The organism is Stappia sp. P2PMeth1, from assembly GCF_900185735.1.
In the GTDB taxonomy this organism is placed as follows: domain Bacteria; phylum Pseudomonadota; class Alphaproteobacteria; order Rhizobiales; family Stappiaceae; genus Stappia.
The window spans coordinates 371,965-397,855 of the sequence record NZ_FYAW01000017.1 but is presented as its reverse complement, the minus strand read 5'-3'; the positions used below and the strand labels follow the sequence as shown (position 1 = coordinate 397,855).

The 25,891-nt window shown below is 67.8% G+C and carries 23 protein-coding genes and 1 tRNA gene; 9 read left to right on the top strand and 15 right to left on the bottom strand.

The features are described 5' to 3' along the window. Positions 1 to 46: 46 nt before the first annotated feature. A tRNA-Ser gene (locus tag P2PM1_RS10830) sits at positions 47 to 136 on the bottom strand. Positions 137 to 672: 536 nt separating this feature from the next. Between P2PM1_RS10830 and P2PM1_RS10825 the strand changes: the two genes are divergently transcribed. The 9 genes from P2PM1_RS10825 to P2PM1_RS10785 all read left to right on the top strand — a co-directional run bounded on the left by P2PM1_RS10825 (position 673) and on the right by P2PM1_RS10785 (position 9,707). After that, positions 673 to 1,071, top strand: coding sequence for a hypothetical protein (locus P2PM1_RS10825; RefSeq protein ID WP_186389467.1), 399 nt, complete (start codon positions 673 to 675; stop codon positions 1,069 to 1,071). 622 nt (positions 1,072 to 1,693) lie between these two features. Beyond that, complete coding sequence (locus P2PM1_RS10820) at positions 1,694 to 2,818, top strand: septal ring lytic transglycosylase RlpA family protein (protein WP_186399051.1); 1,125 nt, start codon at positions 1,694 to 1,696, stop codon at positions 2,816 to 2,818. Positions 2,819 to 2,908: 90 nt separating this feature from the next. Further along, positions 2,909 to 4,147: a D-alanyl-D-alanine carboxypeptidase family protein gene (locus P2PM1_RS10815; RefSeq protein WP_186399050.1), complete on the top strand. Its 1,239-nt coding sequence runs from the start codon at positions 2,909 to 2,911 to the stop codon at positions 4,145 to 4,147. Further along, the gene (gene tmk / locus P2PM1_RS10810; protein WP_186399049.1) at positions 4,140 to 4,835 is read left to right on the top strand and encodes a dTMP kinase; all 696 of its coding nucleotides are present in this window, start codon (positions 4,140 to 4,142) and stop codon (positions 4,833 to 4,835) included. Before P2PM1_RS10815 ends, tmk begins: the two co-directional genes overlap by 8 nt. Then, positions 4,832 to 5,902 (top strand): DNA polymerase III subunit delta', encoded by a 1,071-nt coding sequence (locus tag P2PM1_RS10805; RefSeq protein WP_186399048.1) that lies wholly within the window; start codon positions 4,832 to 4,834, stop codon positions 5,900 to 5,902. The genes tmk and P2PM1_RS10805 overlap by 4 nt, the downstream gene beginning before the upstream one ends. 76 nt (positions 5,903 to 5,978) lie before the next feature. Then, complete coding sequence (gene metG / locus P2PM1_RS10800; protein ID WP_186399047.1) at positions 5,979 to 7,544, top strand: methionine--tRNA ligase; 1,566 nt, start codon at positions 5,979 to 5,981, stop codon at positions 7,542 to 7,544. Continuing rightward, positions 7,544 to 8,344, top strand: a complete 801-nt coding sequence (locus P2PM1_RS10795; protein ID WP_186399046.1) for a TatD family hydrolase — start codon at positions 7,544 to 7,546, stop codon at positions 8,342 to 8,344. The genes metG and P2PM1_RS10795 overlap by 1 nt, the downstream gene beginning before the upstream one ends. A 5-nt stretch (positions 8,345 to 8,349) precedes the next feature. Next, entirely contained in the window at positions 8,350 to 9,174 is an 825-nt protein-coding gene (locus P2PM1_RS10790; RefSeq protein WP_186399045.1) for an MBL fold metallo-hydrolase, read from the top strand. Then, positions 9,171 to 9,707 (top strand): regulatory protein RecX, encoded by a 537-nt coding sequence (locus tag P2PM1_RS10785; protein WP_186389475.1) that lies wholly within the window; start codon positions 9,171 to 9,173, stop codon positions 9,705 to 9,707. The genes P2PM1_RS10790 and P2PM1_RS10785 overlap by 4 nt, the downstream gene beginning before the upstream one ends. Positions 9,708 to 9,759: 52 nt before the next feature. Here P2PM1_RS10785 and P2PM1_RS10780 read toward each other — a convergent pair whose 3' ends face one another. The 14 genes from P2PM1_RS10780 to P2PM1_RS10715 form a co-directional block, all read right to left on the bottom strand. Continuing rightward, positions 9,760 to 10,698 carry a hypothetical protein gene (locus P2PM1_RS10780; protein ID WP_186399044.1) on the bottom strand — a complete coding sequence of 313 codons (939 nt, stop codon included), beginning with the start codon at positions 10,696 to 10,698 and terminating at the stop codon, positions 9,760 to 9,762. Positions 10,699 to 10,769: 71 nt separating this feature from the next. Continuing rightward, complete coding sequence (locus tag P2PM1_RS10775) at positions 10,770 to 12,710, bottom strand: diguanylate cyclase domain-containing protein (protein WP_186399043.1); 1,941 nt, start codon at positions 12,708 to 12,710, stop codon at positions 10,770 to 10,772. A 362-nt stretch (positions 12,711 to 13,072) separates the two neighbouring features. After that, complete coding sequence (locus P2PM1_RS10770; RefSeq protein WP_186399042.1) at positions 13,073 to 13,615, bottom strand: N-acetyltransferase; 543 nt, start codon at positions 13,613 to 13,615, stop codon at positions 13,073 to 13,075. A gap of 11 nt (positions 13,616 to 13,626) precedes the next feature. Further along, entirely contained in the window at positions 13,627 to 14,184 is a 558-nt protein-coding gene (locus P2PM1_RS10765) for a helix-turn-helix domain-containing protein (protein WP_186399041.1), read from the bottom strand. A gap of 70 nt (positions 14,185 to 14,254) precedes the next feature. Further along, on the bottom strand, positions 14,255 to 14,722 hold the full coding sequence (locus tag P2PM1_RS10760; protein WP_186399040.1) for an HIT family protein: 468 nt from the start codon (positions 14,720 to 14,722) through the stop codon (positions 14,255 to 14,257). Positions 14,723 to 14,877: 155 nt separating this feature from the next. After that, positions 14,878 to 15,945 carry a BMP family ABC transporter substrate-binding protein gene (locus tag P2PM1_RS10755; RefSeq protein ID WP_186395717.1) on the bottom strand — a complete coding sequence of 356 codons (1,068 nt, stop codon included), beginning with the start codon at positions 15,943 to 15,945 and terminating at the stop codon, positions 14,878 to 14,880. A gap of 104 nt (positions 15,946 to 16,049) precedes the next feature. Then, the gene (locus P2PM1_RS10750) at positions 16,050 to 16,970 is read right to left on the bottom strand and encodes an ABC transporter permease (RefSeq protein ID WP_186395718.1); all 921 of its coding nucleotides are present in this window, start codon (positions 16,968 to 16,970) and stop codon (positions 16,050 to 16,052) included. Position 16,971: 1 nt separating this feature from the next. Then, positions 16,972 to 18,051: an ABC transporter permease gene (locus tag P2PM1_RS10745; RefSeq protein WP_186389483.1), complete on the bottom strand. Its 1,080-nt coding sequence runs from the start codon at positions 18,049 to 18,051 to the stop codon at positions 16,972 to 16,974. Continuing rightward, complete coding sequence (locus tag P2PM1_RS10740; protein WP_186399039.1) at positions 18,041 to 19,621, bottom strand: ABC transporter ATP-binding protein; 1,581 nt, start codon at positions 19,619 to 19,621, stop codon at positions 18,041 to 18,043. The genes P2PM1_RS10745 and P2PM1_RS10740 overlap by 11 nt, the downstream gene beginning before the upstream one ends. 19 nt (positions 19,622 to 19,640) lie before the next feature. After that, a complete protein-coding gene (gene xdhC, locus P2PM1_RS10735; protein ID WP_186399038.1) occupies positions 19,641 to 20,660 on the bottom strand; it encodes a xanthine dehydrogenase accessory protein XdhC in 1,020 nt (339 codons plus the stop codon). Continuing rightward, positions 20,660 to 22,999: a xanthine dehydrogenase molybdopterin binding subunit gene (gene xdhB / locus P2PM1_RS10730; RefSeq protein WP_186399037.1), complete on the bottom strand. Its 2,340-nt coding sequence runs from the start codon at positions 22,997 to 22,999 to the stop codon at positions 20,660 to 20,662. Before xdhB ends, xdhC begins: the two co-directional genes overlap by 1 nt. Then, the gene (xdhA, locus tag P2PM1_RS10725) at positions 22,989 to 24,476 is read right to left on the bottom strand and encodes a xanthine dehydrogenase small subunit (protein WP_186399036.1); all 1,488 of its coding nucleotides are present in this window, start codon (positions 24,474 to 24,476) and stop codon (positions 22,989 to 22,991) included. The genes xdhB and xdhA overlap by 11 nt, the downstream gene beginning before the upstream one ends. A 3-nt stretch (positions 24,477 to 24,479) precedes the next feature. Further along, positions 24,480 to 24,833, bottom strand: coding sequence for a hydroxyisourate hydrolase (gene uraH / locus P2PM1_RS10720; protein ID WP_186399035.1), 354 nt, complete (start codon positions 24,831 to 24,833; stop codon positions 24,480 to 24,482). A gap of 112 nt (positions 24,834 to 24,945) precedes the next feature. After that, complete coding sequence (locus P2PM1_RS10715; RefSeq protein ID WP_186389489.1) at positions 24,946 to 25,887, bottom strand: LysR family transcriptional regulator; 942 nt, start codon at positions 25,885 to 25,887, stop codon at positions 24,946 to 24,948. Positions 25,888 to 25,891: the final 4 nt, after the last annotated feature.

Below are 25,891 nucleotides of genomic sequence, written 5' to 3'. Positions count from 1 at the left end.
AAAAAGGCCCTCATCGGGGCCTCGTATCGGGTTCGCAACTTGAAAATGGCGGAAGAGGTGGGATTCGAACCCACGGTACGGTCTCCCGTACGGCGGTTTTCAAGACCGCTGCCTTAAACCACTCGGCCACTCTTCCGGTGCGCTTCGTTTCGCCCTCGCGGCCCGGCTTGTCAAGCGGCGAGGCGCCGCGCAACAGCGAGGTGCGGCGCGCCGCGGCAAGACCGGGGCCGGACCGGCCCGGCACTGCCGCGATCCGCTCCGCTTCGATCCAATCCGGAACGATGACCCGGCAGAGCCCGCCGGGACAGGGTCCACTTTTGCGACGCAAGTCCACCCTGTCCTGGCGGGAGAGGGGCTTTGGGCCGGAGACGGTCACGGGGCAGGAGAGGGGGCAGCGGTGGGTGAGGGCCCTTCAAAAGAAAAGCCGCCGATCCGGAAGGTCGAGGCAGGGACCGGATCGGCGGCTGCGCCGTTGGTTCGGCGTCCGGCGCGGGGGCACGCGCCATGTGTTCGTTGTAGCCGGCGCCCCGATCGGATGGTGTGACCCGCATCACAGATGCGTGCATCGCGAGGGGCGGCCTGATCCGCCGGCGAAGCTGCGGCGTAACTCCCGGTATCGATGCGGGCGGGAACCCGCCTCGACGATGTCCGATGCCCGATCTGGAGACAGCCATGCAGTTTCGCACAGCCGGCGCGTTTCTCGCGCTGATCGCAGGACTTGCCGCCGCCGCAACTCCGGCGCAGGCGCGCCCTCAGCTCAACGAACAGGAGATCCGCAAGACGGTTGCCGGCAAGCGGATCTATCTGAAAGTGCCGCTCGGCGGCGAATTCCCGCTCCACTACCGCACCGATGGTCAGGTCAACGGCTCCGGCGACGCGGTCGGCCTCGGGCGCTTCATGCAGCCCAAGGATCAGGGCCGCTGGTGGGTGCGCGGCAATCGCCTGTGCCAGAAGTGGGAGTCCTGGTACGACGGCAAACAGTTCTGCTTCACCTTGTCGAAGGGCGAGGGCGACACGCTCTACTGGCAGCGCGACGACGGCATGTCGGGCCGCGCCCGAATCGGCCGCTGACACCGACAACTGACACCGACAACTGACACCGGAAGCCGACGCCGGGACGGCTCATCCTGGTGCGAGAGACGCGAAAGCTGAGAGCGGAAGGGCCGCCGGATGAGGGCCGCCGCCGCCAACCTGCGGCCCTTCCGCAACAGGTCGTGGAAAAATGCTGCCTGCGACAGACGCGCAGGTCGACCCGATCTTCACCTTGCAGTAAGAGACGGCATGGTACACGTGTCGTGATGCGCCATTTGGGGGGCAGCATCGCAACGAGACGGGTCCGACCGACAGGGCACGCAAGGCAGGCGAAAGCGACCGACTCCCCGGACAAAAGTCCTTCAACGGGCGTTGCTTTATCCAACCTTTCGTGATCACTGGCGCAGGTGGCGAGGACCCCGAGCGGTCGACGGCCTGCCAGCGGGATGTCGACCGAAGGAGCGACCCAGCGGACAGAATGTCCTCTGCGGCCGGAACCCCAGGCGAAAACCGCCGGTCAGGTATCGAGTAGGGCGGCAGAATGAATGATGGCAAGGACCCGGCGACAGCACGCCGGCACCTGAGCACCAACCCCAGTTCCGATCGAATCGGCACGGCGCCGGTTTGCGAACGCCGGTTTTCTCCGCGCGTCCTCGGCATCATGGCGGTCTCTTCCTTGTGTCTCGCCCTTGCCGGTTGTGGCTCCGCCCCGAAGACCCAGAAGGTCAAGTTTCCCGAATCGAAATACGGCGTGGCGGCGAGCCCGCGCGTTGTCTCCGGCAACCAGCCGGTGCCCAAGGGCGGCGGTCGCCAGATGGTCGGCAAGCCCTACAAGGTCGCCGGCAAGTGGTATCACCCGAAGGAAGATCCGAACTACACCTCGGTCGGTCTCGCCTCCTGGTACGGGCCAACCTTTCACGGCCGGATGACCGCCAATGGCGAGGTCTTCGACCGCAACGCGCCGACGGCGGCGCATACGACGATGCCGCTTCCTTCCTATGCGCGCGTGACCAATCTCAAGAACGGCCGCTCGATGATCGTCCGGGTCAACGACCGCGGGCCGTTCCATGGCAACCGCACCATCGATCTGTCCGAGAAGGTCGCCAGCATGCTCGACTTCAAGAGCGCGGGCGTGGCCAAGGTGAAGGTCGAATATGTCGGCAGGGCCCGCATGGACGGGCAGGACCAGAGCTTCCTGATGGCCTCCTACCGGGGTCCGGGCGCGGTCGAGCCGGGCGCCACCATGCCGGGCACGATGCTGGCCCAGGCCGATATTCCGGCTGCAAGCCCGACGGCGTCCGCGCCGGCAAGCTCTGCGGTGGCAAGCTCCACTTTGGCAACCTCTACGGTGGCGACGCTCTCCGGTTCGGCGCCGATGCCGCGCAACCGGCCTTATGGTCCGGTTATTGCCGGTACCGGCAGCTTCGGCCAGATGGTCACCGCCGCCTTCGACCCGGCGATCGCCTTCGAGGCGGGCGCGCCGACGGTGCAGGTCGCCTCGCTCAGCACCTTCGAGAACGACACTCCGACGGAGACCGCGCCGGCGGCATCTTCCGCGCCGGTCATGAGCTACGACGGCAACACGCTGCCGGTCGTGCCGGCCGTGGCCAGCGAGCCGGTGCTGGCGCCGGGACCGGCCTATCTCGGCCAGCCCAGCACCTTCGCGCGCGGGTCTGCGATCTCGTCCTATCGGGCCAGCGCCCGGATCGAGGGAGCTTATGCGGCCTTCGACGCGATCGGCCAGGGCCTTTCGCCGCGCGAACTCGCGGCACGCCAGTCGGACTGAACAACCTCGCGCCGCAGGTAGGCTTGACCCGTCCGAGCCTGTATGTTTTCGCCATGGCGTCGACATCGGGCCGGGACGGGAGAGCGTGACATGACGGCTGCGGTTGCAGTGCGGAAACAGGACGGCGCGGGCGCGCGGCATCACGGCCTGCCGCCCAGGACCGTCGCCGCGCTGCTGGTGCTGCTCCTCGCGCTCGTTGCCGGCTTCGGGTTCGGCGGGGGGACGGTGAAGGCGCAGGACGCAAGCGCGCCCGACACCAGTTCGGCCCTGCTGCTCGACATCACCACCGGCACTCTTTTGGCGAGCCGCAACCCGACGGTGCGCTACCAGCCCGGCTCCACCGCCAAGCTGATGACCGCCGCCGTCGTCTTCGACGCGCTGGCCAGGGGCGAGGTGAGCGAGGACACCGCCTTCACCGTCAGCGAACATGCCTGGCGCAGCGGCGGCGCGCCGGCCCGCGTCACCACCATGTTCGCCAAGCTCGGCAGCGCCGTGCCGGTGATCGACCTGCTGCACGGGCTGATCATCCAGAACGCCAATGACGCCGCCATCGTGCTGGCGGAAGGACTTGCCGGCAGCGAGGCGGCCTTTGCCGCGCGGATGAACGACAAGGCGGCGGAGATCGGCCTGACCGGCAGCAGATTCGCGGACCCCACCGGCTATGAGGTGTCCGACTCCTATGTGACAGCGCGGGACATGGCGCGGCTCGCCGACTATGTGCTGACCCGCCATGGCGACCGCTACGCCCTCTTCAGTGCGCCAGACTTTACCTGGAACGGGATCTTCCAGCGCAACAAGAACCCGCTGATCGGCGCCGTTTCCGGGGTCGACGGGCTGGCCGCCGGCTTCGCGCAAGGGGCGGGGTTCAATGCGGTCGCCTCGGCGGAGCGCGGCGGCCGCCGGCTGATCGCCGTCGTTGCCGGCCACCCGGGCGCCGACCGGCGGGAGGAGGCGCTGCGCCGCCTGCTGGACAGTCTGGAGAAGGATTTCGAGGAGGTGGTGCTGTTCTCGCCGGGCGACACCGTGACCGAGGCGCGGGTGTTCGGCGGCTCCATCGGCGCCGTGCCGCTGGTGGTGCGCGAGCCGGTCCAGATCCTGCTGCCGCGCGGCAATCGCCATGCCTATCGGCTGCGGGCGATCTACAAGGGTCCGCTGCCGGCGCCGGTGAGGCGCGGCGAGGAAGTCGGCGAGTTGCGGGTGCTCAGGGACAGCGACATCGTCTATCGCGCGCCGTTGCTGACCGGCGCGGAGGCGGGCGAGGGCACCCTCACCAGCCGCGCCGCCGATGCGGTCAAGGAAACCCTGTTCGGATGGTGGCTCAATGAGTGACACGGCAATCGTTGCCGGCCATGCTGCCGGCCGAGGCCATTTCGTCACCTTCGAGGGCGGCGAGGGGGCCGGCAAATCGACCCAGATCGAGCGGTTGCGCAAGCGGCTGCACGGCGCGGGCGTCGATGTGGTGGTGACGCGCGAGCCGGGCGGATCGCCCGGCGCGGAGACCATCCGCCGGCTGCTGCTCGGCGGCCGCATCAAGGAACTCGGGCCGGAAATGGAGGCGATGATGTTTGCCGCCGCCCGGGCCGACCATGTCGACACGACGATCGAGCCGGCGCTGAGGCGCGGCGACTGGGTGCTGTGCGACCGCTTCGCCGACTCCACCCGCATCTACCAGGGGGAGGCGGGCGTCGACACGGCTTTCCTCGACCGGCTGGAGGCGCTGGCGGTGGCCGGCTGCCGGCCTGACCTGACCGTGCTGATCGACGTGCCGGCGGATGTCGGCATCGCCCGGGTGGCGGCGCGCAGTTCGGCGGGAGCCGCGCCGCAGCCGGACCGGTTCGAGACGGAGGGAGAAAACGTGCAGGACCGGCGCCGACGGATGTTCCTGGAGCTTGCCGCCAGCCAGCCGGAGCGCTTTCTCGTCGTCGATGGCACCCAGACGCCGGATGCGGTGGAACTGGAGATCTGGCAGGCGGTTTCCGCGCGCCTGCTGCAGGCGGAGGAGGAGGCGTGGCGATGAGCGATCTCGATCCGCTGCTGACGGAAGCCGATGCCATCGAGGATGTGCCGCTGCCGCGCGAGCGGGCCAGCCTGATCGGCCATCGCGAAGCGGAGGAGGAACTGCTGGCCGCCTATCGCTCGCGGCGCATGCACCATGCCTGGATCCTCGCCGGCCCGAAGGGCATCGGCAAGGCGACGCTGGCATTTCGCTTCGCCCGCTTCGCGCTCGCCCATCCCGACCCGGCCTCCGCGGCGGTGGCCGAGGCGGCCGACTGCGCGCTGCCGGCCGGCCATCCGGACTTCCGCAAGGTCGCGGCCGGCGCCCATCCGGGCCTTCTGCATCTGCGCCGGCCCTATGACCCCAAGCGCAAGGCGAAGGACAAGATCAAGCAGGACCTGACGGTCGACGAGATCCGCCGGACGGTGCCGTTCTTCGGTTCGACCGGCGCGGAAGGGTCGTGGCGGATCTGTATCGTCGATGCCGCCGACGACATGAATGTCAACGCGGCCAATGCCTTGTTGAAGGTTCTTGAAGAACCGCCTAAACGTTCTCTGTTTCTCGTGCTCTCCCATGCGCCGGGCCGGCTGCTGCCGACGATCCGCTCACGCTGCCGCAAGCTCCACCTGCGGGGACTGTCGCGCGAGGAGGTGCTGGCAGGGCTCGGAGATCTCGGCGTCGCCGATCCGGCCGACCGGGTGGCGGCGAGGGCGGCCGAGCTGGCGCAGGGAAGCCTGCGCAAGGCGATCAAGCTCGCCGCCGGCGATGCCATCGAGCTTGCCGACAGTTTTGCCGGCCTGATGGCGGGGCTGCCGCGCCTGGATGCGGCGGCCGCGCATGAGCTTGCCGACCAGGTGTCGCGCAGCGGCGCCGACGATGCCTGGAGCCTGTTCCAGGATCTCGTTGCCGATCACCTGCACGCCCGGCTGGGCGCGGCGGGGGCGGGCGATCTGCACCGCCTTGTCAGGGTGAGCGAGGTATGGGAAAAGACCAGCCGCGCCGCGCGCGAGGCGGATGCCTACAATCTCGACAGGAAGCAGATCGCGCTCAACACCCTGCGCGATCTTGCCGAAACCGCGCGGGCTTGACGCCGGCCGCCTCGCACTCGACTTCTGGAGCGCCCATCCGGGCCACCCACCCGCAATCCGGACCCTCTGACAGGCCATGACCGATCGATCGCCCTTCTTCGTCACCACTGCCATCTCGTATCCTAACGGCGCGCCGCATATCGGCCACGCCTACGAGAGCATGGCGACGGACGCCATCGCGCGCTTCCAGCGCCTCGATGGTCGCGACGTGTTCTTCCTCACCGGCACCGACGAGCACGGCCAGAAGATGCTGCAGACCGCGCGTGCGGAAGGCATCCCGGTCCAGGACCTGGCGGAGCGCAACGCCACCCGTTTCCGCGACATGGCGGCGGCGCTCGGCTGTTCCAACGACGACTTCATCCGCACCACCGAGCCGCGCCACCACGAGGCGAGCCGCGAGATCTGGCGCCGGATGGCGGCCAATGGCGACATCTACAAGGACAGCTATTCCGGCTGGTACTCGGTGCGGGACGAGGCCTATTACCAGGAAAACGAGACGGAACTGCGCGCCGACGGCGTGCGCTACGGCCCGCAGGGCTCGCCGGTGGAATGGGTGGAGGAGGAGAGCTATTTCTTCCGCCTGTCGGCCTATCAGGACCGGCTGCTCGCCCACTATGAGGCCAATCCGGACTTCATCGGCCCGGACGAGCGCCGCAACGAGGTGGTGAGCTTCGTCAGCCGCGGCCTGAAGGACCTGTCGATCTCGCGCACCACCTTCGACTGGGGCGTGCGCGTGCCCGACGACGAGCGGCATGTGATGTATGTGTGGGTCGACGCGCTGACCAACTACATCACCGGCGCCGGCTTCCCGGACGAGAGCAACCCGCGCTGGCGCTACTGGCCGGCGGACCTGCACGTCATCGGCAAGGATATCGTGCGCTTCCACGCGGTCTACTGGCCGGCCTTCCTGATGTCGGCGGGGATCGAATTGCCGAAGCGGGTCTTCGCCCATGGCTTCCTGTTCAACAAGGGCGAGAAGATGTCGAAATCGGTCGGCAACGTCATCGACCCCTTCGCCTTGATCGACCATTACGGCCTCGACCAGGTGCGCTACTTCTTCCTGCGCGAGGTGCCCTTCGGCCAGGACGGCAACTACAGCCACGAGGCCATCGTCAACCGCATCAACGCCGACCTTGCCAACGACCTCGGCAACCTGGCGCAGCGCTCGCTGTCGATGATCGGCAAGAACTGCGAGGGCCGCCTGCCGGAGCCGGGCGCCTTCACGGCCGAGGACGAGGCGATTGTCGGCCAGGCCGATGCGATGCTGGCGGGGGCGCGCGAGGCGATGTCGCGCCAGGCGATCCATCAGGCGCTGTCGGTGGTGTGGGCCTGCGTCGCCGAGGCCAACCGCTATTTCGCCGCGCAGGAGCCCTGGGCGCTGAAGAAGAGCGACCCGGCGCGCATGGCGACGGTGCTCTATGTCACCGCCGAGGTGATCCGCCAGATCGCGATCCTGGCGCAGCCCGTCATTCCGACGAGCGCGGGCAAGCTGCTCGACCTTTTGGCGGTCCCGGCGGATGCACGCGCTTTTGACCGGCTGGGAGCGGGCGGGCGGCTTGCCGCCGGCGCGGAGCTGCCCAAGCCCGAGGGCGTCTTCCCGCGTTATGTCGAGGCCGAGGCGCCGGCCGGCGGGGCGGCGTGATGCTGGTCGACAGCCATTGCCATCTGGACTTTCCCGACTTCGACGCCGAGCGCGATGCGATCATCGCCCGCGCCGGCGAGGCCGGGGTCGGCCTGATGGTGACGATCTCGACGCGGGTCGCCCGGTTCGACACGATCCGGGCGCTTGCCGAGCGCTACGACACCGTCTTCTGCTCGGTCGGCACCCATCCGCACAATGCAGGGGAGGAGGCCGAGATGCTGGTCACCACCGACGATCTGGTGCGCCTGTCGGCGCATGAGAAGGTGGTGGCGATCGGCGAGGCCGGGCTCGACTATTTCTACGACAAGGCGCCGCGCGAGGCGCAGGCGGCGGGCCTGCGCCGCCACATCGCCGCCGCGCGCCAGACCGGTCTGCCGCTGGTCATTCATTCGCGCGATGCCGACGAGGACATGGCCGCGATCCTGCGGGACGAGGCGGGGGAGGGGGCCTTTCCGGCCCTGCTGCACTGCTTCACTTCGGGTCGCGACCTTGCCCTGACCGGTATCGAGCTGGGGCTCTATGTGTCGTTTTCCGGCATCCTGACCTTCAAGCGCTCCGAGGAACTGCGCGCGATCGCCGCCGAGCTGCCGGCCGACCGGCTCTTGGTGGAAACGGATGCGCCCTATCTTGCGCCGCAGCCCTGGCGCGGCAAGCGCAACGAGCCGGCCTATGTCGCCCATACCAACAAGGTGCTGGCGGAAACGCGCGGCGTCAGCGAGACGGAGATGGCCCGCCAGACCACGGAGAACTTCTTCCGCCTGTTTTCGCGGGTGCCGCGCCACCTGCTGCCGGAAAGCTGAGACCGATGGCCGGCGGCGGCAGGCTCGACTTCACCATCCTCGGCTGCGGCTCCTCGGCCGGGGTGCCGCGCGTCGGCAATATCTGGGGCGACTGCGACCCGAACGAGCCGCGCAACCGGCGCATGCGCTGCGCGCTGCTGGTCGAGCGCAAGGGGCCGGGCGGTACCACCCGCGTGCTGGTCGATGCCGGGCCGGACCTGCGCCAGCAATTGCTGGACGCCCGCGTCGCCGATCTCGACGCAGTGCTGCTGACCCATTCCCATGCCGACCACCTGCACGGCATCGACGACCTGCGGCCGCTGGCGATCACCCATCGCAAGCTGATCCCGGTCTATATGGACGCCTTTACCTCGCGCCGCGCCCATGACCTGTTCTACTACGGTTTCGCCACGCCGCCGGGGTCGAGCTATCCGCCGATCCTGCGCGACATGCGCATCGTGGACGGCGAGGCGGGGGCGATCGACGGGGCCGGCGGGCCGATCCCGTTCCTACCGCTGGAAGTGCCGCACGGCGATATTCCCGCGCTCGGATTCAGGTTTGGAAACGTCGCGTATCTCCCTGATGCGAAAGATATTCCACCGAGCGTTCAGCCCGGATTCTCGGGGCTCGACACCTGGGTGATCGACGCGCTGCGCCGCACGCCGCACCCTTCGCATTTCTCCCTGTCGGAAGCGCTCGACTGGATCTCGCGCCTGCAACCGCGCAAGGCGATCCTCACCAACATGCATGTCGATCTCGACTACCGCACGCTGGAAGCGGAACTGCCCGAGGGCGTGGTCCCGGCCTATGACGGCCTGCGGTTTTCGGCAAGCCTCGACGCCGCGCCATGACGCGCGCCGCCCGTCCGCCGACCGAGGAGCGGCTGATGAAGGCGGCGCTCCACTATCTCGACCGCTACGGCTCCAGCCGCGAGAACCTGAGACGGGTGCTCGAGCGCAAGGTGATGCGCGCGGCCCGCGAGCTCGACCTCGATCCGGCCGGGTTCAGCGACATGATCGAGGCGGTTGTGGCCCGCTGCGCCGCATCGGGCCTGGTCGACGACCGGCTGTTTGCGGAGGCGCGGATCGCCTCCGAACGCCGCAAGGGCCGCTCCGCCCGGCGGATCGGCGCGGTGCTGGCCGCCAAGGGTATCGAGCAGGAACTGGCCGAACAGCTCATCGCGAAAGAGGAAAGCGACGACCTTGCGGCGGCCTGCATTGCCGCGCGCAAGCGGCGCTTCGGTCCCTGGCGGCGAGGCGACGGGGACCCTGATCGGCTGCGCAAGGAGATGGCGGCGCTGTGCCGGCAGGGATTTTCGCTGGCGGTCGCGCGCAGGGTCGTGGAGGCGGGGGATGCCGCCGAGTTGCAAGAGGAGCAGGGATAGAGCCCGGCAACAGGCGAGGGAAGGGGGCTGCCCCCTCCTCTGTCCAGCCGTGTCAGCCCTGCCCGCAAGCCCGCAGCAGGCTGCCGATCGCCCTGGACGAGCCTTTCAGCGTGACATTGCGCAGATGCTCCAGCGAGCCGCCGAGATGCAAATCCATCCCGCTTCCCCGCATCATCGCCGCGAAGAGCGGCTCATCCGGCGCGAAGGTCGAGGACTGCAGCACGCGTGCTGTTTCCTCGATCATGAAGGCAACCGGCGTCGGCTGGCCACGGTCGACCTCGATGTCGATCTCGATCCGCCCCTGAGGCTTTGCAAGGTCGCGAGCATGCTCGCTGACCGAGCCGCCGTCCTCCCACAGCCATGTCGGTCCGTATTCGATGCGCAGCGCATCGCCGTCACAGACAAGGCGCAGGCTGTCGCCATCGGTGGTCGCCAGCATGGCGGAGGGTGAGGGGGACGCGGTGAAGAACCAGCGATCGCGCGGTTCTTCCTCCAGCGCAACGACCGCGCCGCCGGACAGCGCATAGCGCCGGAAACAGGTCTCGGCACCGGCACGCCCGCAGGAGCCACCGTGCAGCACGGCGAGAAAGCTGCCCTGCGAGGGGCGATCGAAGCGCAGTTCGTAAGCGAGAAACTCGCCGACCATCTCCGGCGCGCCGCCGGAACGGCCGAGATAGATCTTCTGGGTGCATCCAGCCGAGCCGCAGAACATCATCCGGCTGCCGTCGCAGGAGAGCCGCCCGTAATCGACCAGAATGTCAGGCAGGGCATTGCCGTCGACATCGACCGAGGTCGCGAAGCCGTCGAGAAACTCCAGCAGCGGGCCGCAGGTCTGCGCGAGCTCGGCGCGCTCCCTCTCCAGGACCGCACCGATATCTGCGTCGATCTCCGTGCGGGCGGTGGCAGATCCAAGAGACAGGGCAAGCGACAGGAGGATGACGGACAGGGCATGCGCTGGCCGCGCGAAAAACCTCTCAAACGGCAAAGGCATGAACGAACCTCCAAGCATGACGACCCAGGGTAGCCGCACCCGGCAATCCGGAACAAGATCGCCGGCCGGTGCTATCCGTCCTGCGGGCCGCCGAGAATGTCCTCGCCAAAGACCGCGATGCGACCGCGCCCCAGCGCCTTTGCCCGGTAGAGGGCCTTGTCCGCCCGCCACATATGGTCGTCCGCCCCATGCGTTCCGCTGGTGATCAACGCAACGCCGACGCTGATGCCGATGACGATGCTCTGACCGTGGACCTCATAGGGCGCGCAAACGGCGGCGATCAGCCGTTCCGCCAGGGTTCTGGCTGCCGCCGGCTGCGCCGCGCCGTGCTGCAGGATGGCGAATTCGTCGCCACCGATCCGCGCCACCAGATCGACCTCGCGCACGCAGCCGGAAAGCCGTCTGGCCACCTGCCGCAGCACTTCGTCGCCGGCCGGATGCCCGAGCGTATCGTTGACCTGCTTGAAGAGATCGAGGTCGAGCGCGAGGAGGGCGCTGGTCACCCCGCGCCCGGCGGCGGCCGCCGCCAATTGCAGCCGCTCGTGCAGCAGCACCCGATTGCCGAGCCCGGTCAAGGCGTCATGGGTCGCCATATGGGCAATCTTCGCCTCGTCCTGCTTGCGCGCGTCGATATCCTCAAGCACGCCTGCCCACTCGATCACCTGACCGGCGTCGTCGAGCACCGGGCCGCCGCGATCGCGGACCCACAGCCAACGGCCATTGGCGACGCGCAGGCGGAACTCGATGTCGAAGTAGTCGAGCCTGCCCTCTTTCTTCTGGCCGATAGCCGTCATCACCCGGTCCCGATCGTCCGGGTGAACCTGGTCGATCCAGGCGGTTCCCAGCGCCTCGCTGTCCGCCCTTCCTGTCAGCGTCTCCCATCCTTCCAGCGACAGGAGATCGCCGGCCTTCGACCAGCGCCAGAACACCAGCGCACCGGCGTTTGCGGCGGTGCGCAGACGGCGCTCGAGCGTGCGGCGGGCCGCTTCCGCCGCCTCGAAGCTGACGCGCGCGACCTCGAACTCGCGGATCGTCGATTGCGGCAGGGCCTCAGGAGGCGTATCGCCGCGGCCCTCGCTTCTGGCGATCGCCAGGCTGCGTGCGGCAAGAGCCTGAACGGGTCGCCGGATCATCTGTCCGATATGGATCGCGACGACGGTCGCCAGAACGGTCGCCAGCACGGAGCCGAGCAGCAGACCCACCAGTGGGGTATGCCAGCGCGCGTTGAACACCTCCAGCGGTTCGGCGACCACGGCAGTCCAGCCGGGCGTCATCTCGATGCGCTGAAAGACCATGACCGTGTTCTGGCCCTCGGTCGTCATCGCTTCGAAAGAGCCGCTGCTGCCGGAAATGGCCTGCAGCTTGTCCCAATCCGGAGCCTTGAGGCCAACGGCATTTTCCGCGTCGCGGGAGCGGGCAAGGATCCGGCCATTGCCATCCGCGACCGCGATCAGAATGCCGCTCACCCGCTCGCGGCCATATTGGAGAGTGCGAATAAGCTGCGAGGGCGAAAGCGACAGGACAAACACGCGTTCGCGCTCGCCGCTCTCCGCTGCCGACGGTATTGCCAGATGGATCCGGTGGTCGGACAATCTGGAGCCGAGCACGAGGTTGGAAACGACCGGAGCCTGGCGATCGAAGGACAGGCGCGCGATGGCCAGAACCTGCTCCGAGGCGGAAGCCATCGGGCGCCGGCCCTCGAACTCGATGATCTGGACTTCGCCGGTGAGACCGATGCCCGCATAGGGGCTGGCCTGAAGCCTCAGGCGATCACTGCGGTCGTCCGGCGTCCAAAGCGTTGCGAAGGTGCTGAGGACCGTGAAACGACTCTCCAGTTCCGCCTCGATTGCGCTGCGAATGGTGAGCGCGGTCTCGGCGAGACGCGCGGTTGCCGTATCCCTGTAGGCCTCGCCGGTCCGCCATGCGGCATATCCCGAGATCACGAGAATGGGGATCAGACACACCAGCATCAACACGATGAGATAGGTGTTGATGCCTGCACGCCCAGGCATGTCCTGCTTGTTCAATGCCAACGGATCAGACCCCGCGAAACCCGCTCGTTTCGAAGATACATAACTACAACTGCACATGGATGTCTCGGCAGTTGCGGGGATCGCGGCGAATTAATTCACGCAGCGTTTTCCTGTGCCGGGGGGATCGGCTCGCACGGCGCGCCATGCCTTACCGGCATCAATAAAAAATATTCCATAATATATCTTATGCGAATTAGCGATGTGGTGGTCGGGATCGGGCCAAAGGCCGCCTCGCGCTCCCCCGGCTCGGCGCTGTCTGGCTGTTGCGAGCCGATATTGCCGTGCCGACGAACCGCCTGGGCAATCTGCCGGCCATGACACTGCCCGATCAGCAGCGGCGCTCAGGCCGGCGCGCGCTCTTCAAGCCGCCGGTACATGTAGGTCGTGGCGTGCCGCGCCCGTCCGTCCGGGTCGAAGGCATAGTCCGGGATGGTGCCGGCGATCTCGAACCCGACGGAGGCATAGAGAGGCTCGGCGACGTCGCCGGTGCGCGTGTCGAGCGTCACCAGCGTCTTGCCGAGCTCGCGCGCACGCTCCAGAGCACGGGTCATCAGCGCGCGGCCGATGCCGAGGCGTCGTGCCTGCGGATGGACGATCATCTTGGCGATCTCGCAGCGATGCGGCTGGTTGGGCGGCATGGCCGTGAGAAGCTGCACGGTCCCGATAAGGGCGCCGCCGCGCCGCGCACCGAAAACCGTCCGGCGCCCGGCCTCTACTTCCGGACGCACAGTCTCCAGCCAGAACCGGGCGGCCTCGTGCGCGGACACGGGCGCCATGAAGCTGATGGCCGCGCCGTCGGCGACACTGTCGATGAGGATGCGGGAGAGCGCGGCACTATTTGCTTCGATGGCGGGGCCATCGAGTTCGAGGATCTGCGTTTCCATATAGGGAGCCCTCAGGCCAGCGCGATCAGGTAGCGCGCGGAGTGTTTGCCAGTTTCGAAGCTTGACGCTCCGAACAGCCGATAGCGCAGGCAGTCGCCCGGCCGCAGCTCGTACCGCTCATCGTCGACGGTGAGCGTCAGCGCTCCGTCCAGCAGGACAAGGTGGTGTTCGTGCCCTGCAACAGCCGGTCGTTCATAGGAGATGCGCTGGTTGGGCGTGATCTCGCATTCGATCATTTCCAGCTTCAGGCCGCTGGCGGGCGGCGACACCGACCGGCGGACGAAACCGCCGTCCGGATCCGACCAGGTGCCCTGCTCCGCGCGGCGAAGCAGCGGCGGAAACTCCGGCTCCAGCGGGGCCAGAAGCTGGGACAGCGGCAGGCCGAAGGCCGATGCCAGACGGCCGAGCGTCTCCGCCGTTGGGCTGACGTCCGCGTTCTCGATGCGGGAGAGTGTCGCCCTGCTGACCCCACTGCTGTCCGCAAGGTCCTGAAGCGTCAGGCCCCTCTCCGTTCTCAGCGACCGGAGATGGTCGGCCAGGGCTTGGTTCTGTCGTTCGTTTCCGTCCATATTCGGGAATATATCCCAAATATGGACGAAGTCAATGGTTCCTGTTCGGCTGCGGGAAGGGCCTCCAGTCTCACGCCTCCCTGCCCTGTGCCTCGTCCCGTTCCAGAGCGCCCCTAATCTCCCGTGCAACCTCGGCCAGTTCCGCAGGCGGCGGGCTCGGGATCGCGGCGAAACTCAGCGTCTCCTCGCGGATGTAACGGCGCGAGGTGATGTCGGTTCCCTCCACCATCGGCACCAGATGCGCGTGGGCATGGGCGATGTCGCCGCCGGAAAACAGGAACGCCACGCGCGGAACGCCATAGAGCCGCTTCTGTACGCGGGCGATCTTCTGGCCGAGCGCGAGAATGTCGGCGGCGAGGTCTTCCGGCAGCATCTCGAAATAATCGTAATGGGCGCGCGGAATGATCTGCACATGGCCGCGGCGGATCGGCCCGATGTCGAGGAAGGCAAGCAGGCGGTCGTCTTCGTGGACGACATGCGGGCGGATATCGCCGCGCGCGAACTTGCAGAACAGGCATTCCGATGTCTTGTGAGTCATGTGGTCCACCGCCCTCCCGCCAACCCCAATTCCAAGGCGCATTCTATCGACGCGGAGCGCTGGCGCAGCAAGGCACTTGTGCCTGCAAACGAAAAGGGCCGGAGGATTGCGCCCCCGGCCCTCACCTTTCTCACAAGGCGAAACGCAGTGCAGCCTTACTGCGGCAACTGGTCGTCCAGACCCTTGACGTACCAGTTCATGCCGAGCAGGACGCCATCATCGAGGATGATGCCGTCGCCGACAGCCTCGCTGCCATCCTGCTTGTAGATCGGGCCGGTGAAGGGATGGAATTCGCCCGAGCGGATCTTCTCGGCCATCTCGGCCGCATCCTTGGCGACATCCTCCGGCACGTTGGTGTAGGGCGCCATCACGACCATGTCGGCGGCAAAACCGCCCCAGACATCCTCGCTCGTCCAGGTGCCATCGAGCACGGCCTGGACGCGGCGGATGTAATAGGCGCTCCAGTCGTCGACGATGGCGGTGAGCTGGGCCTTCGGCGCGAAGGCGATCATGTCGGACGCCTGGCCGAAGCCGATCGCGCCGCGCTCCTCGGCCACCTGCAGCGGTGCCGGACTGTCTGTGTGCTGGGCAATGACGTCCGCGCCCTGGTCGAGCAGCGCCTTGGCGGCATCCGCCTCCTTGCCCGGATCATACCAGGTGTTGACCCAGACGACCTTGATCTTGAAGTCCGGGTTCACCGACTGCGCGCCGAGCATGAAGGAGTTGATGCCGCGCACCACTTCCGGGATCGGGAAGGAGGCGATGTAGCCGGCAGTGCCGGTCTTCGACATCTTCGCCGCCATCTGCCCGATCACGTAACGGCCTTCATAGAAGCGGGCCGAATAGGTGGAGACGTTGTCGGCGCGCTTGTAGCCGGTGGCGTGCTCGAACTTCACATCCGGGAACTTCTGGGCGACCTTCAGCGTCGGGTTCATGAAGCCGAAGGACGTGGTGAAGATGAGCCCTGCCCCGTCGCGCGCCAGGCGCTCGATGGCGCGCTCCGCATCCGGACCTTCCGAAACGTTCTCGATATAGACGGTCTCGACCTTGTCGCCGAACTCCTTCTCGATGGCGAGACGGCCCTGGTTGTGCTGGTAGGACCAGCCATGATCACCGATCGGGCCGACATAGATGAAACCGATCTTCAGCTTGTCGGCCGCCTCGGCACCGATCACGCCGAAGCCGAGCAGCGCGGCCGCCGCCAACCCCAGTATTTTCTTCATTTCCTGCTCCTGTCCCCTGTTTCAGCCCCGCCGGACGGTTGCCGGCTGTCAATATGGCAGGCGGCGGATGGGGCTGCCCCGTCCCGCGCCCGCTGTTCAGCGCATCACCGGTCCGGCACGAACGGCCTGCCGAGGCAGGCCGGCGTGTTGATACGGGTCAGGATACGGTTTCGCGAGATGATCACAAGCACGGCAATCGTCGCAGCATAGGGCAGAGCCGAGAGGAACTGCGAGGGAATGCCGAACCCGTGCGCCTGCGCATGAAACTGCATGATTCCGACCGCGCCGAACAGATAGGCGCCGGCCAGCAGCCGCAACGGCCGCCAGGTGGCGAAAACGACGAGCGCCAGCGCGATCCAGCCGCGCCCGGCGGTCATGCCCTCGATCCATTGCGGCGTGTAGGCCAGCGACAGATAGCCGCCGGCAAGCCCGGCACAGGCGCCGCCAAACAACACCGCGAGGTAGCGCACCTTGCGCACGGAGACCCCGAGCGCATGGGCCGAGCCGTGGTTGTCGCCGACCGCGCGGATGACGAGCCCCACCCGCGTGTGAAACAGCACATAGGTGACGGCGGCGACCAGCGCCAAGGATATGTAGACCAAGAGGTCCTGACCGAACAGTATCCGCCCGACCACCGGCAGATCGCTCAGCACCGGTATGTTGATCGCCTGCAGACGGACGCCCGGCCGGCCGACAAAGGCCTCGCCGATCATCCCGGCAAGACCGAGGCCGAGCAGCGTCAGCGCCAGCCCCGTCGCCACCTGATTGGCAACGAGGTGGATCGTCAGGAAGCCGAACAGGAGGGCCAGCGTCATGCCGGCAAGCATCGCGCACAGGGCGCCGGCATAGGGAGAGCCGGTCGCCTGGGCGGCGGCAAAGCCCATCACCGCGCCGAGGATCATCATGCCCTCGACGCCGAGGTTGAGGACACCCGAGCGCTCCACCACCAGCTCGCCGATGGCGGCCAGCAGCAGCGGCGTCGCGGCGGTGATGACGGTCAGGAGGATGGCTTCGAACATGCCCATGTCAGGCCCCCTTCCCCGTCGCCGCCGGCCCGCCGAGCCGGATGCGGTAGAGTATCAGCGTGTCGCAGGCCAGCACGTAGAACAGCAGCATCCCCTGGAACACGCGGGTGGTCTTGTCGGAGATGCCGAGCGCCACCTGCGCCGCCTCGCCGCCGAGATAGGACAGCGCCAGCAGCAGCCCCGAGAACAGGATGCCGATCGGGTTCAGCCGTCCGAGAAAGGCCACGATGATCGCCGTGAAGCCGTAACCGGGGGAAATCACCGGTGTGAGCTGGTTGATCGAGCCCGACACTTCGCTGATGCCGGCAAGGCCGGCAAGGCCGCCCGCCAGCAGGAAGGCGAACCATACCATCCGGTTCTGAGAGAACCCGGCGAAGCGCCCTGCCCTCGGCGCCTGACCGAGGACGCGGATCTCGAAGCCCTTTCGCGTCTTCATCAGCACCACGGCAAGGGCCGCCACCGCGATCAGCGCGAAGATGGCGCCGACATGCATGCGCCCGTCGGCCAGCGCCGGCAGGGTCGCCGCAGCGGTGAACATACGGCTTTCGGGAAAGTTGAAACCGGCCGGATCGCGCCAGGGGCCGCGCACCAGCCAGTCGAGCAGAAGCTGCGCGATATAGACCAGCATCAGGCTGGTGAGGATCTCGTTGGTGCCGAAGCGCACCTTGAGAAAGGCCGGGATCGCGGCCCAGGCCATGCCGCCGGCGACGCCCATCAGCAGCATCAGGGGCAGGGTCAGCGGGCTTTCGAAGCCCGCGAACAGGATCGGCAGGATCGAACCGGCGAGAGCTCCGGCCGTGAACTGCCCCTCGCCGCCGATGTTCCAGGTGTTGGAGAGGTAGCAGACGGCAAGGCCGACACCGATGAGGATCAGCGGCGTCGCCTTGACCACCAGTTCCTGCAGCGACCAGGACGCGGTCAGCGGATCGATGAAGAAGACATAGAGGGCGCGCGCCGGATTCTGCCCCAGCGCTGCGAACAATATCGCGCCGCTGACCAGCGTCAGGGCGAGTGCGATCACCGGCGACAGCAGCGCCATCGCTGCCGAATGCTCGGCGCGCTTTTCCAGCTCAAGCCGCATGGGTCGCGCCTCCCTGCCGGTCTTCCATCCCGCCCATCAGCAGGCCGATGCGCTCGCGCGTCATGGTCTCCGCCGGCTCCGCCTCCGACAGGTGGCCGCGCGAAATGACGGCGATCCGGTCGGCGATCTCGAAGATCTCGTCGAGATCCTGGCTGATCACCAGCACCGCCGAGCCCTGCCGGCTGAGATCGATCAGTTCCTGGCGGATCAGTGCCGCCGCGCCGGCATCAACCCCCCAGGTCGGCTGGTTCACCACCAGCACGCCGGGTTGCCGGTCGAGCTCGCGGCCGATGACAAATTTCTGCAAATTGCCGCCGGAGAGAGCCCGCGCCTCGGCATCGTCATGCGACATGCGCACGTCGAAATTGTTCTTGATGCGCTTTTCAAGCTCCCCGGCCCTGTCCGTATCGACGAAGCCGCCGCGCACGAGGCCGTCGCCGGTGGAATGGCGCGTCAGGACGATGTTTTCCGACAGCCGCAAACCCGGCACGGCGCCGTGCCCGAGCCGCTCCTCCGGCACGAAGGCGGCTCCCGCCCGCCGACGCGCGGTGATGCCGCTGCGGCCGGCCGCCTGGCCGTCGATCTGGACGCTGCCGGAGGAGGACAGCCGCTCCCCGGAGACGAGATCGAAGAGTTCGCCCTGCCCATTGCCGGCGATTCCGGCGATCGCCACCACCTCGCCGCCGCGGACCTGCAGGTCGACAGTGTCGATGGCAACGGAGAACGGCCCATCCGCCGGCGCGGAAAGTCCTCGCAGTTCCAGCCGCACGGCACCGGCGTCCGGGCGGGGGCCGCGCTTCAGGTCATGCACCGCGCTACCCACCATCATCCGGGCCAGCGAGGCGGCGGTCTCCCGTGCCGGGTCGCATTCGGAGATGACCTTGCCGTGCCGCATCACGGTGGCGTGGTGGCAGATCCGCTTCACCTCTTCCAGGCGGTGCGAGATGTAGAGGATCGCGCAGCCTTCAAGGGTCAGGCGCTCCAGCGTCAGGAACAACTGGTCGGCCTCCTGCGGCGTCAGCACCGAGGTCGGCTCGTCCATGATGATCAGTTGCGGTTCCTGCAGCAGGCAGCGGACGATCTCGATGCGCTGACGGATGCCGACGGGCAGGTCGGCGACGATCGCCTGCGGGTCGAGCGTCAACCCGTAGTCGCGTGAGACCTCGCGGATGCGCGCCGACAAGTCGCGCATCGCCGTGCCTCGCGGCAGCGCCAGCGCGATGTTCTCCGCCACCGTCAGCGCCTCGAACAGGGAGAAGTGCTGAAACACCATGCCGATGCCAAGCTTGCGAGCCTCGGCCGGAGAGGCGATGGTCACCTCCCGTCCCTGCCAATGCAGCGTGCCGCCATTAGGCTCGAGCGCACCGTAGAGGATCTTGACCAGCGTCGACTTGCCGGCGCCGTTCTCGCCGAGCAGGGCGTGGATCTCGCCGGCACGCAGGGCGATCGAGACGTCGTCATTGGCAAGGATGTCGCCGAAGCGCTTGGTGATGCCGCGCGCCTCGAGCAGGATGTCGCCCTGCCGCTCGCGGCCTATCGCCGGCGGGTCTGTCGGTGTCGTGGCTGTCATCGCTTCCCCCGGCGCCTTATCATACGAGCCTCATTCCCCCTGCAAGCCTGCCGCCGTGTTTGTTGTGGAAAGCTCCCGCCTGCTCCCGGCGCAGCATCAGTTCGGCTGCGACAGAGACGGCGATGGCGGCCGGCTCCTTCGAGACGATCCCCGGAATGCCGATGGGGCAGCGGAAGCGGCCGAGCGTCTCCGCGCTGTGGCCGGCCGCCCGCAACCGCGAGACCATGCGTGCCGCCTTGGTGGCGCTGCCGATCATGCCGACGCCGCCGATGCCGGGCGCCTGCAGCGCCGCGTCGGCGATCGCAAGATCAAGCGCATGGTCATGGGTCATGATCAGGACTTCGGCCGGCACCACGCCCGCTTGCGCGACCTCGCGAAAGACCGCCGGCGGATCGGCGACATGGCGCGCCTCGACGCTGCGCGGTGCGTGCGCGGGGAAGGCGTTGGCACGGCTGTCGACCCAGGTGATGCGGAACGGCAGGCTGGCCAGCGCCAGCACGATCGCCCGCCCGACATGGCCGGCACCGAACAGAATCAGCCGGGTCTCTCCGGCGGTGAACCGCTCCTCCAGCAGCCCTGCCGACAGCGCCAGCGGCGCGTCGACCGTGTCTTCGCCGGCGACGATCTCGCGCGGGGCTACCTCCCCTTGCGCGCCGATGGCAGCCCGTGTCGCGAAGCCGCCGCGTTCGGCGAGTTCGGCAAGGCATCGCGCCTCGTCGAGCCGGGCAAGCGAAAAGCTCTCCACCGCCAGCGTCACGCGGCCGCCGCAGCACTGGCCGAGGTCGGGCCCCAGCGTGAAGGTGCGCAGCCTCAGCCGGTCGGTCGAGCTCTCGTCGCCGGCCTGCGCGGAGGCGATGGCGATGGCCTCGTATTCCAGCGTGCCGCCGCCGATGGTGCCGTGGAAGGACCCGTCCGGCGCCACCACCATGCGCGCGCCGATCTCGCGCGGGGCCGAGCCCTGCAGCGCCAGCACGCTGACCATGGCGCAGCCGCCATGGCGTTGCAGCAGATCGCGAACGGCGCTCCAGGGGTTGCGCATCAGCCGGCCCTGCCCCGCTTCATGGATTGCACCGCCCGCAGGATCGCTTCCGGAGTCGCCGGGGCGTCCAAGTCCGGTATCGCGCCGGGGTTGAGGCTCGCCAGCGCGTCGTGGATGGCGCTGAAGACGGAGATCGCCAGCATCACCGGCGGCTCGCCCACCGCCTTGGAGCGGTAGACCGTCGGCGAGGGATTGCCGGCCGAGGCGTAGAGCTCCACCCGGAAGTCCTCCGGTACATCGGAGGCGGTCGGGATCTTGTAGGTCGAGGGCGCGTGGGTGCGCAGGCGCCCCCGGTCGTCCCAGACCAGCTCCTCGGTGGTCAGCCAGCCCATGCCTTGCACGAAGCCGCCCTCGATCTGGCCGATGTCGATGGCCGGATTGAGCGAGTGGCCGACGTCGTGGAGGATGTCGACCCGGTCGACCCGCATTTCGCCGGTCATCGTGTCGACGGTGACCTCGGAACAGGCCGCGCCATAGGCGAAATAAAAGAACGGTCGCCCGGAGGCGCTCGGCCGGTCCCAGGTGATGTTGGGCGTGGCGTAGAAGCCGGCGGCGGACAGTTGGATCCGCGCCAGATGCGCCTCGCGCGCCAGTTCGCCGAGCGTCATGCTCCGCTCGCCGAGCTGCACGCGGTTGTCTGCGAAGACGATCTCCGCCGGCTCGATCTGGTAGCGCTCGGCCGCGAAGGCGACGAGGCGGCCGCGGATGGTCTCGGCGGCGATCTTGGCGGCCATGCCGTTGAGATCGGTGCCGGAGGAGGCCGCCGTCGGCCCGGTATTGGGCACCTTGCCGGTATGGGTCGCGGTGATCTTCACCGTGTCGAGCGAGACGCCGAACTCCTCGGCGACGATCTGCGCCACCTTCTGGAACAGGCCCTGCCCCATTTCGGTGCCGCCGTGGTTCAGGTGGATCGAACCGTCGGTGTAGAGATGCACCAGGGCGCCGGCCTGGTTCAGATGCTTGAGCGTGAAGGAGATGCCGAACTTCACCGGCGTCAGCGCCAGGCCCTTCTTGAGGATCGGGCTGGTCGCGTTGAAGGCAGCGATCTCCTCCCGCCGCCGGCGATAGTCGGAACTCTGCTCCAACTCATCGACGATGGCATGCAGCGTCGCGTGCTCTTCCACCTTCATGCCGTAAGGCGTGACGTCGCGCCCATCGCGGTAGAAGTTGCGCTTGCGCAGATCCAGCGGATCGACGCCGAGCCGGATCGCCAGCGCATCCATCATCCGCTCGGCCGCCAGCATGCCCTGCGGGCCGCCAAAGCCGCGAAACGCGGTGTTGGAACAGGTATGGGTCTTCAGCCGGCGCGAATGGATCATCGCGTCGGGATAGTAGTAGCTGGAATCGGCGTGGAACATCGACCGATCGACGACGCCGAGCGACAGGTCCGCCGAATAGCCGCAGCGGGCGAAGAGCCGCATGTCGACCACCCGCAACAGCCCTTGCGCATCGTGGCCGAGCTTCCAGTCGACGCGGAAGTCGTGCCGCTTGCCGGTCATGATCATGTCGTCGTCGCGGTCGAGCCGCAGCTTGCACGGGCGCCCGGTCGCACGCGCGGCAATCGCCGCGATCGCCGCCCAGTGGTTTGCCTGGGACTCCTTGCCGCCGAAGCCGCCGCCCATGCGGCGCACCTCCACCGTCACCGCCGCGTCCGGCACGCCGAGCACCCGGGCGATGATGTGCTGCGTCTCGCTCGGATGCTGCGAGGAGGTGTGGACGAACATGTCGCCGTCCTCGCCGGGCACGGCCAGCGAGACCTGGCCCTCGAGATAGAAATGCTCCTGTCCGCCGATGCGCAGCGAGCCTTCCAACAGATCGCTGGCGGTGGCGAGCCCCGTTTCCGGCGAGCCCTTGCGGAACTGGTAGTCGGGAAGCACCGTCTCGCCCGCCGCCAGCGCGTCCTCGACGGTCAGCAGCGGCGGCAGCTCCTCCACCTCGATTCGCGCCTTGCGGGCGGCATGACGCGCCGCCTCGCGGGTGGTCGCCACCACGGCAAAGAGCGGCTGGCCCCAGAACAGGATCTCCTCGTCCGCGAACATCGGTTCGTCGCCGAGGGCGGGAGAGACGTCGTTCTTGCCCGGCACGTCGGCCGGGCCGACCACCGCCACGACGCCGGGATGGGCGCGCACCGGATCGAGATCCAGCGAGACGATCCTGCCTCTTGTGGCGTCACGTGCCCAACCCGGCACCACATGCAGCGTGCCGGCAGGCTCACGGATGTCGTCCACATAGACCGCGCTGCCGCTGACATGGCGGATGGCGCTGTCATGCGGCAGCGGCCGGCCGACGCTGGCGAGCGCCGCGCCGACCTGTGTTCCGCTGTCCTCGTCATGCCGCATGGATGATCTCCCCGGCTCGCAATCCGCTGACCCGCGTGCGCTCGTCCGGCGTTCCGCCGATTTCCACCAAAGCCTTGGCGAGCAAGGCGCGTGCCACCTCCTTGCGATAGGCCTCACTGGCGCGCATGTCGGAAATCGGAGCGAAATCGTCGGCCAGCGCCTTCAGTGCCGCCGCCCAACTCGCCGGCCTGTCGGGCCGGGCGCCGAGCAGGGCGAGTTCGGCATTTTCCGCCCGTCTCGGGGTTGCGGCCATGCCGCCATAGGCGAGCCGCGCCTCGGTGACCGTGCCGTCGGCGAGCGTGACCCGCAGGGCGCAGAGCACCGATGTGATGTCCTGGTCGAAGCGCTTGGAGATCTTGAAGCAGCGGAAGGCGTGGTTCGGGTCGAGACGCGGCACATAGAGCCCCGTGACGATCTCGCCCGGGGCTCGGTCCTGCTTGCCGTAGCCGATGAAGAAGGCTTCCAGCGGCAACGTGCGGGAAGCCTCGCCGCGGCGCAGCTCGATGGTCGCGCCGAGCGCGATGAGCGCCGGCGGACTGTCGCCGATCGGTGAACCGTTGGCGATGTTGCCGCAGACCGTGCCGGAGGCGCGCACCTGCCGCGAGCCGATCCGCCGCCACAACTCGCCAAGGTCGGGGTCGATCCGTGCCATGTAGGGATGAGCGGCGGCGAAGGTCGTGCCCGCCCCCATCAGCACGCCGCCCGGCGTCTCCTCGATACGGTCGAGGTCGCGCACCCGGCCGAGCCAGATGACCTGCGGCAGCTCACGGAGCTGCTTGGTGACCCATAGGCCGACATCGGTCGCCCCGGCCACCAGAGTGGCGTCCGGATGGCGCTCGGCGAGGTCCGCCAGCGCATCGAGCGTTGCAGGCGCGGCGAAGAAGCCGCCCCTCTCCTGCGCGATGACCACATCGCGGGTGTCCCGCTCCATGGCCTCGAGCGCCGCGACGGTTTCGGCCGCGCGCTGCGAGAAGGCATCGTCGATCTCGGTGAAACAGGCGGCCATCGCCGCGTCGACGATCGGCCGGTAGCCGGTGCAGCGGCACAGGTTGCCGGCGAGCCAATCGGTGACGGTCTTGCGCGTCGCGGGTGTTTCCGGCGCGTGGTAGAGCGTGAAGAGGCTCATCACGAAGCCCGGCGTGCAGAAACCGCATTGCGAGCCGTGATGGTCGACCAGCGCCTGCTGCACCGGATGCAGCCGCCCGTCCGCGGCGAGATCCTCCACCGTCACCAGTTCGGCGCCGTCCAGCATGCCGAGAAACTGGATGCAGGAATTGACCGGCTGATAGACGAGGCGCCCCTCGACGAGCCGTCCGACCGCAACCGTGCAGGCGCCGCAGTCGCCCTCACCGCAGCCTTCCTTGGTGCCGACAAGACCGCGGCGCAGGCGCAGATAGTCGAGCACCGTCTCGGTCGGGCGGACATCCGCCAGTTCGACGACACGGCCTCCTTGCAGGAAACGGACGACTTCGCGCATCGCTCAACTCCCGCGATAGGTGGAATAGCCGAAGGGCGAGAGCAGCAGCGGCACATGATAGTGGCTGGCCTCGTCGGCGATCCCGAAACGCAGCGGGATGATATCAAGAAATGGCGGATCGGGCAGGTTTGCGCCCGAGGCAGCGAGATAGGCACCCGCCTCGAACCGCAACTCGTAGACACCGGCGCGGAAGGCATCGCCCTCCAGCAGCGGTGCATCGACCCGTCCGTCGGAATTGGTCACGGCGGTGCGGATGCGCTCGAAGGTGCCGTTTCGCTCACGCCACAGCGACAGCGACAGGCCCGCCGCCGGCTTTCCGAGCGCCGTGTCCAGCACATGTGTCGTCAGTCGTCCCATACTCCCCCTTCCATGCGTGCGATCGCCCCCCTGCCGGATATGGTCACGCATTGTGCATGCCTCCAAAGAGTGCAGCAGCCGAGCAGATGCGACCAGAAGATATTTTCGACCCCTATGATGCCGAATTGGCATCGATCATCGCAAGACGAGCGCGCAATGCGTCCACCGAATGATCGAAAAACGCCCGTGCCGCATGCCCGAGGCTGCGATGCGCCGAGGTCAGGATGGTGAAGCGGTCCCGCTTCAGGGGCTGTTCGGCCAGCGGCAGGAACACCAGCGAGCCCTCGACCAGATCCCGTTCCAGGCCGAGCGTGGTCAGGAAGGCGACGGTGTCGTCGCTGCGGGTCAGTTCCTTCATCAGCTTCAGCGAATTCGCCTCGACAAAGGCGCCGGGCGGAAAGCCGCCGTCGGCGAGCGCCATATCGAGCCGCTTGCGCAACGACAGGTCGGACGAGGGAAAGCAGAAGGAATGGACCAAGCAGTCGGCCAGCGACACGCGCTCGAGCCGCGTCAGCGGATGGCCGGGCCGCACCAGAGCGCCGATTTCGAGATCCCGGTGGAAGGCGACCGCAAGGCGCGGATCGTCCGGCGGCTCGAAGGCGAAGCCGACATCCGCCTCGCCGGCGATGATCGCCTCCACCACCTGTTCCGAGCCGGTCAGCACCAGGTGCAGATGAATGCCGGGATAGCTGCGGCGAAAGGCGGCGACCACGTCGGGCAACAGGCTTTCGGTGACGCTCTCGACGCTGGCGATGCGCACGGTGCCGCGCTGCATGCCGGTCAGCGCGTCGAGATCGCCCAGCGTCGCCTCCAGGTCGGCGAAGGTTCGCAGGACATGCGCCCGCAGGATCTCTCCCGCGGGCGTCAGTTGCACCCCGCGCGCCAACCGGTCGAACAGCGTGTGGCCGAGCGACTGCTCCAACCACAGGATCTGCCGGTTGACGGCGCTCGAGGCGACGTTCAGTTCGCGTGCCGCCGAGCGGATCGATCCCGACCGGGCGACGGCCGCGAAATAGCGGAGCGCCGGGCCGTAGAGGGTGCGGGACCGATCCACAGGC

Bases quoted from the DNA above. Each gene is read 5' to 3' on its own strand.
- P2PM1_RS10805 (WP_186399048.1), top strand. From the start codon at position 4,832: ATGAGCGATCTCGATCCGCTGCTGACGGAAGCCGATGCCATCGAGGAT.
- xdhB (WP_186399037.1), bottom strand. From the start codon at position 22,999: ATGCGGCATGACGAGGACAGCGGAACACAGGTCGGCGCGGCGCTCGCC.
- P2PM1_RS10825 (WP_186389467.1), top strand. From the start codon at position 673: ATGCAGTTTCGCACAGCCGGCGCGTTTCTCGCGCTGATCGCAGGACTT.
- P2PM1_RS10775 (WP_186399043.1), bottom strand. From the start codon at position 12,710: ATGCCTGGGCGTGCAGGCATCAACACCTATCTCATCGTGTTGATGCTG.
- P2PM1_RS10760 (WP_186399040.1), bottom strand. From the start codon at position 14,722: ATGACTCACAAGACATCGGAATGCCTGTTCTGCAAGTTCGCGCGCGGC.
- P2PM1_RS10780 (WP_186399044.1), bottom strand. From the start codon at position 10,698: ATGCCTTTGCCGTTTGAGAGGTTTTTCGCGCGGCCAGCGCATGCCCTG.
- P2PM1_RS10750 (WP_186395718.1), bottom strand. From the start codon at position 16,970: ATGGGCATGTTCGAAGCCATCCTCCTGACCGTCATCACCGCCGCGACG.
- P2PM1_RS10740 (WP_186399039.1), bottom strand. From the start codon at position 19,621: ATGACAGCCACGACACCGACAGACCCGCCGGCGATAGGCCGCGAGCGG.
- metG (WP_186399047.1), top strand. From the start codon at position 5,979: ATGACCGATCGATCGCCCTTCTTCGTCACCACTGCCATCTCGTATCCT.
- uraH (WP_186399035.1), bottom strand. From the start codon at position 24,833: ATGGGACGACTGACGACACATGTGCTGGACACGGCGCTCGGAAAGCCG.
- P2PM1_RS10765 (WP_186399041.1), bottom strand. From the start codon at position 14,184: ATGGACGGAAACGAACGACAGAACCAAGCCCTGGCCGACCATCTCCGG.
- P2PM1_RS10770 (WP_186399042.1), bottom strand. From the start codon at position 13,615: ATGGAAACGCAGATCCTCGAACTCGATGGCCCCGCCATCGAAGCAAAT.
- P2PM1_RS10815 (WP_186399050.1), top strand. From the start codon at position 2,909: ATGACGGCTGCGGTTGCAGTGCGGAAACAGGACGGCGCGGGCGCGCGG.
- P2PM1_RS10755 (WP_186395717.1), bottom strand. From the start codon at position 15,945: ATGAAGAAAATACTGGGGTTGGCGGCGGCCGCGCTGCTCGGCTTCGGC.
- P2PM1_RS10785 (WP_186389475.1), top strand. From the start codon at position 9,171: ATGACGCGCGCCGCCCGTCCGCCGACCGAGGAGCGGCTGATGAAGGCG.
- tmk (WP_186399049.1), top strand. From the start codon at position 4,140: ATGAGTGACACGGCAATCGTTGCCGGCCATGCTGCCGGCCGAGGCCAT.
- P2PM1_RS10795 (WP_186399046.1), top strand. From the start codon at position 7,544: ATGCTGGTCGACAGCCATTGCCATCTGGACTTTCCCGACTTCGACGCC.
- xdhA (WP_186399036.1), bottom strand. From the start codon at position 24,476: ATGCGCGAAGTCGTCCGTTTCCTGCAAGGAGGCCGTGTCGTCGAACTG.
- P2PM1_RS10820 (WP_186399051.1), top strand. From the start codon at position 1,694: ATGGCGGTCTCTTCCTTGTGTCTCGCCCTTGCCGGTTGTGGCTCCGCC.
- P2PM1_RS10790 (WP_186399045.1), top strand. From the start codon at position 8,350: ATGGCCGGCGGCGGCAGGCTCGACTTCACCATCCTCGGCTGCGGCTCC.
- xdhC (WP_186399038.1), bottom strand. From the start codon at position 20,660: ATGCGCAACCCCTGGAGCGCCGTTCGCGATCTGCTGCAACGCCATGGC.
- P2PM1_RS10745 (WP_186389483.1), bottom strand. From the start codon at position 18,051: ATGCGGCTTGAGCTGGAAAAGCGCGCCGAGCATTCGGCAGCGATGGCG.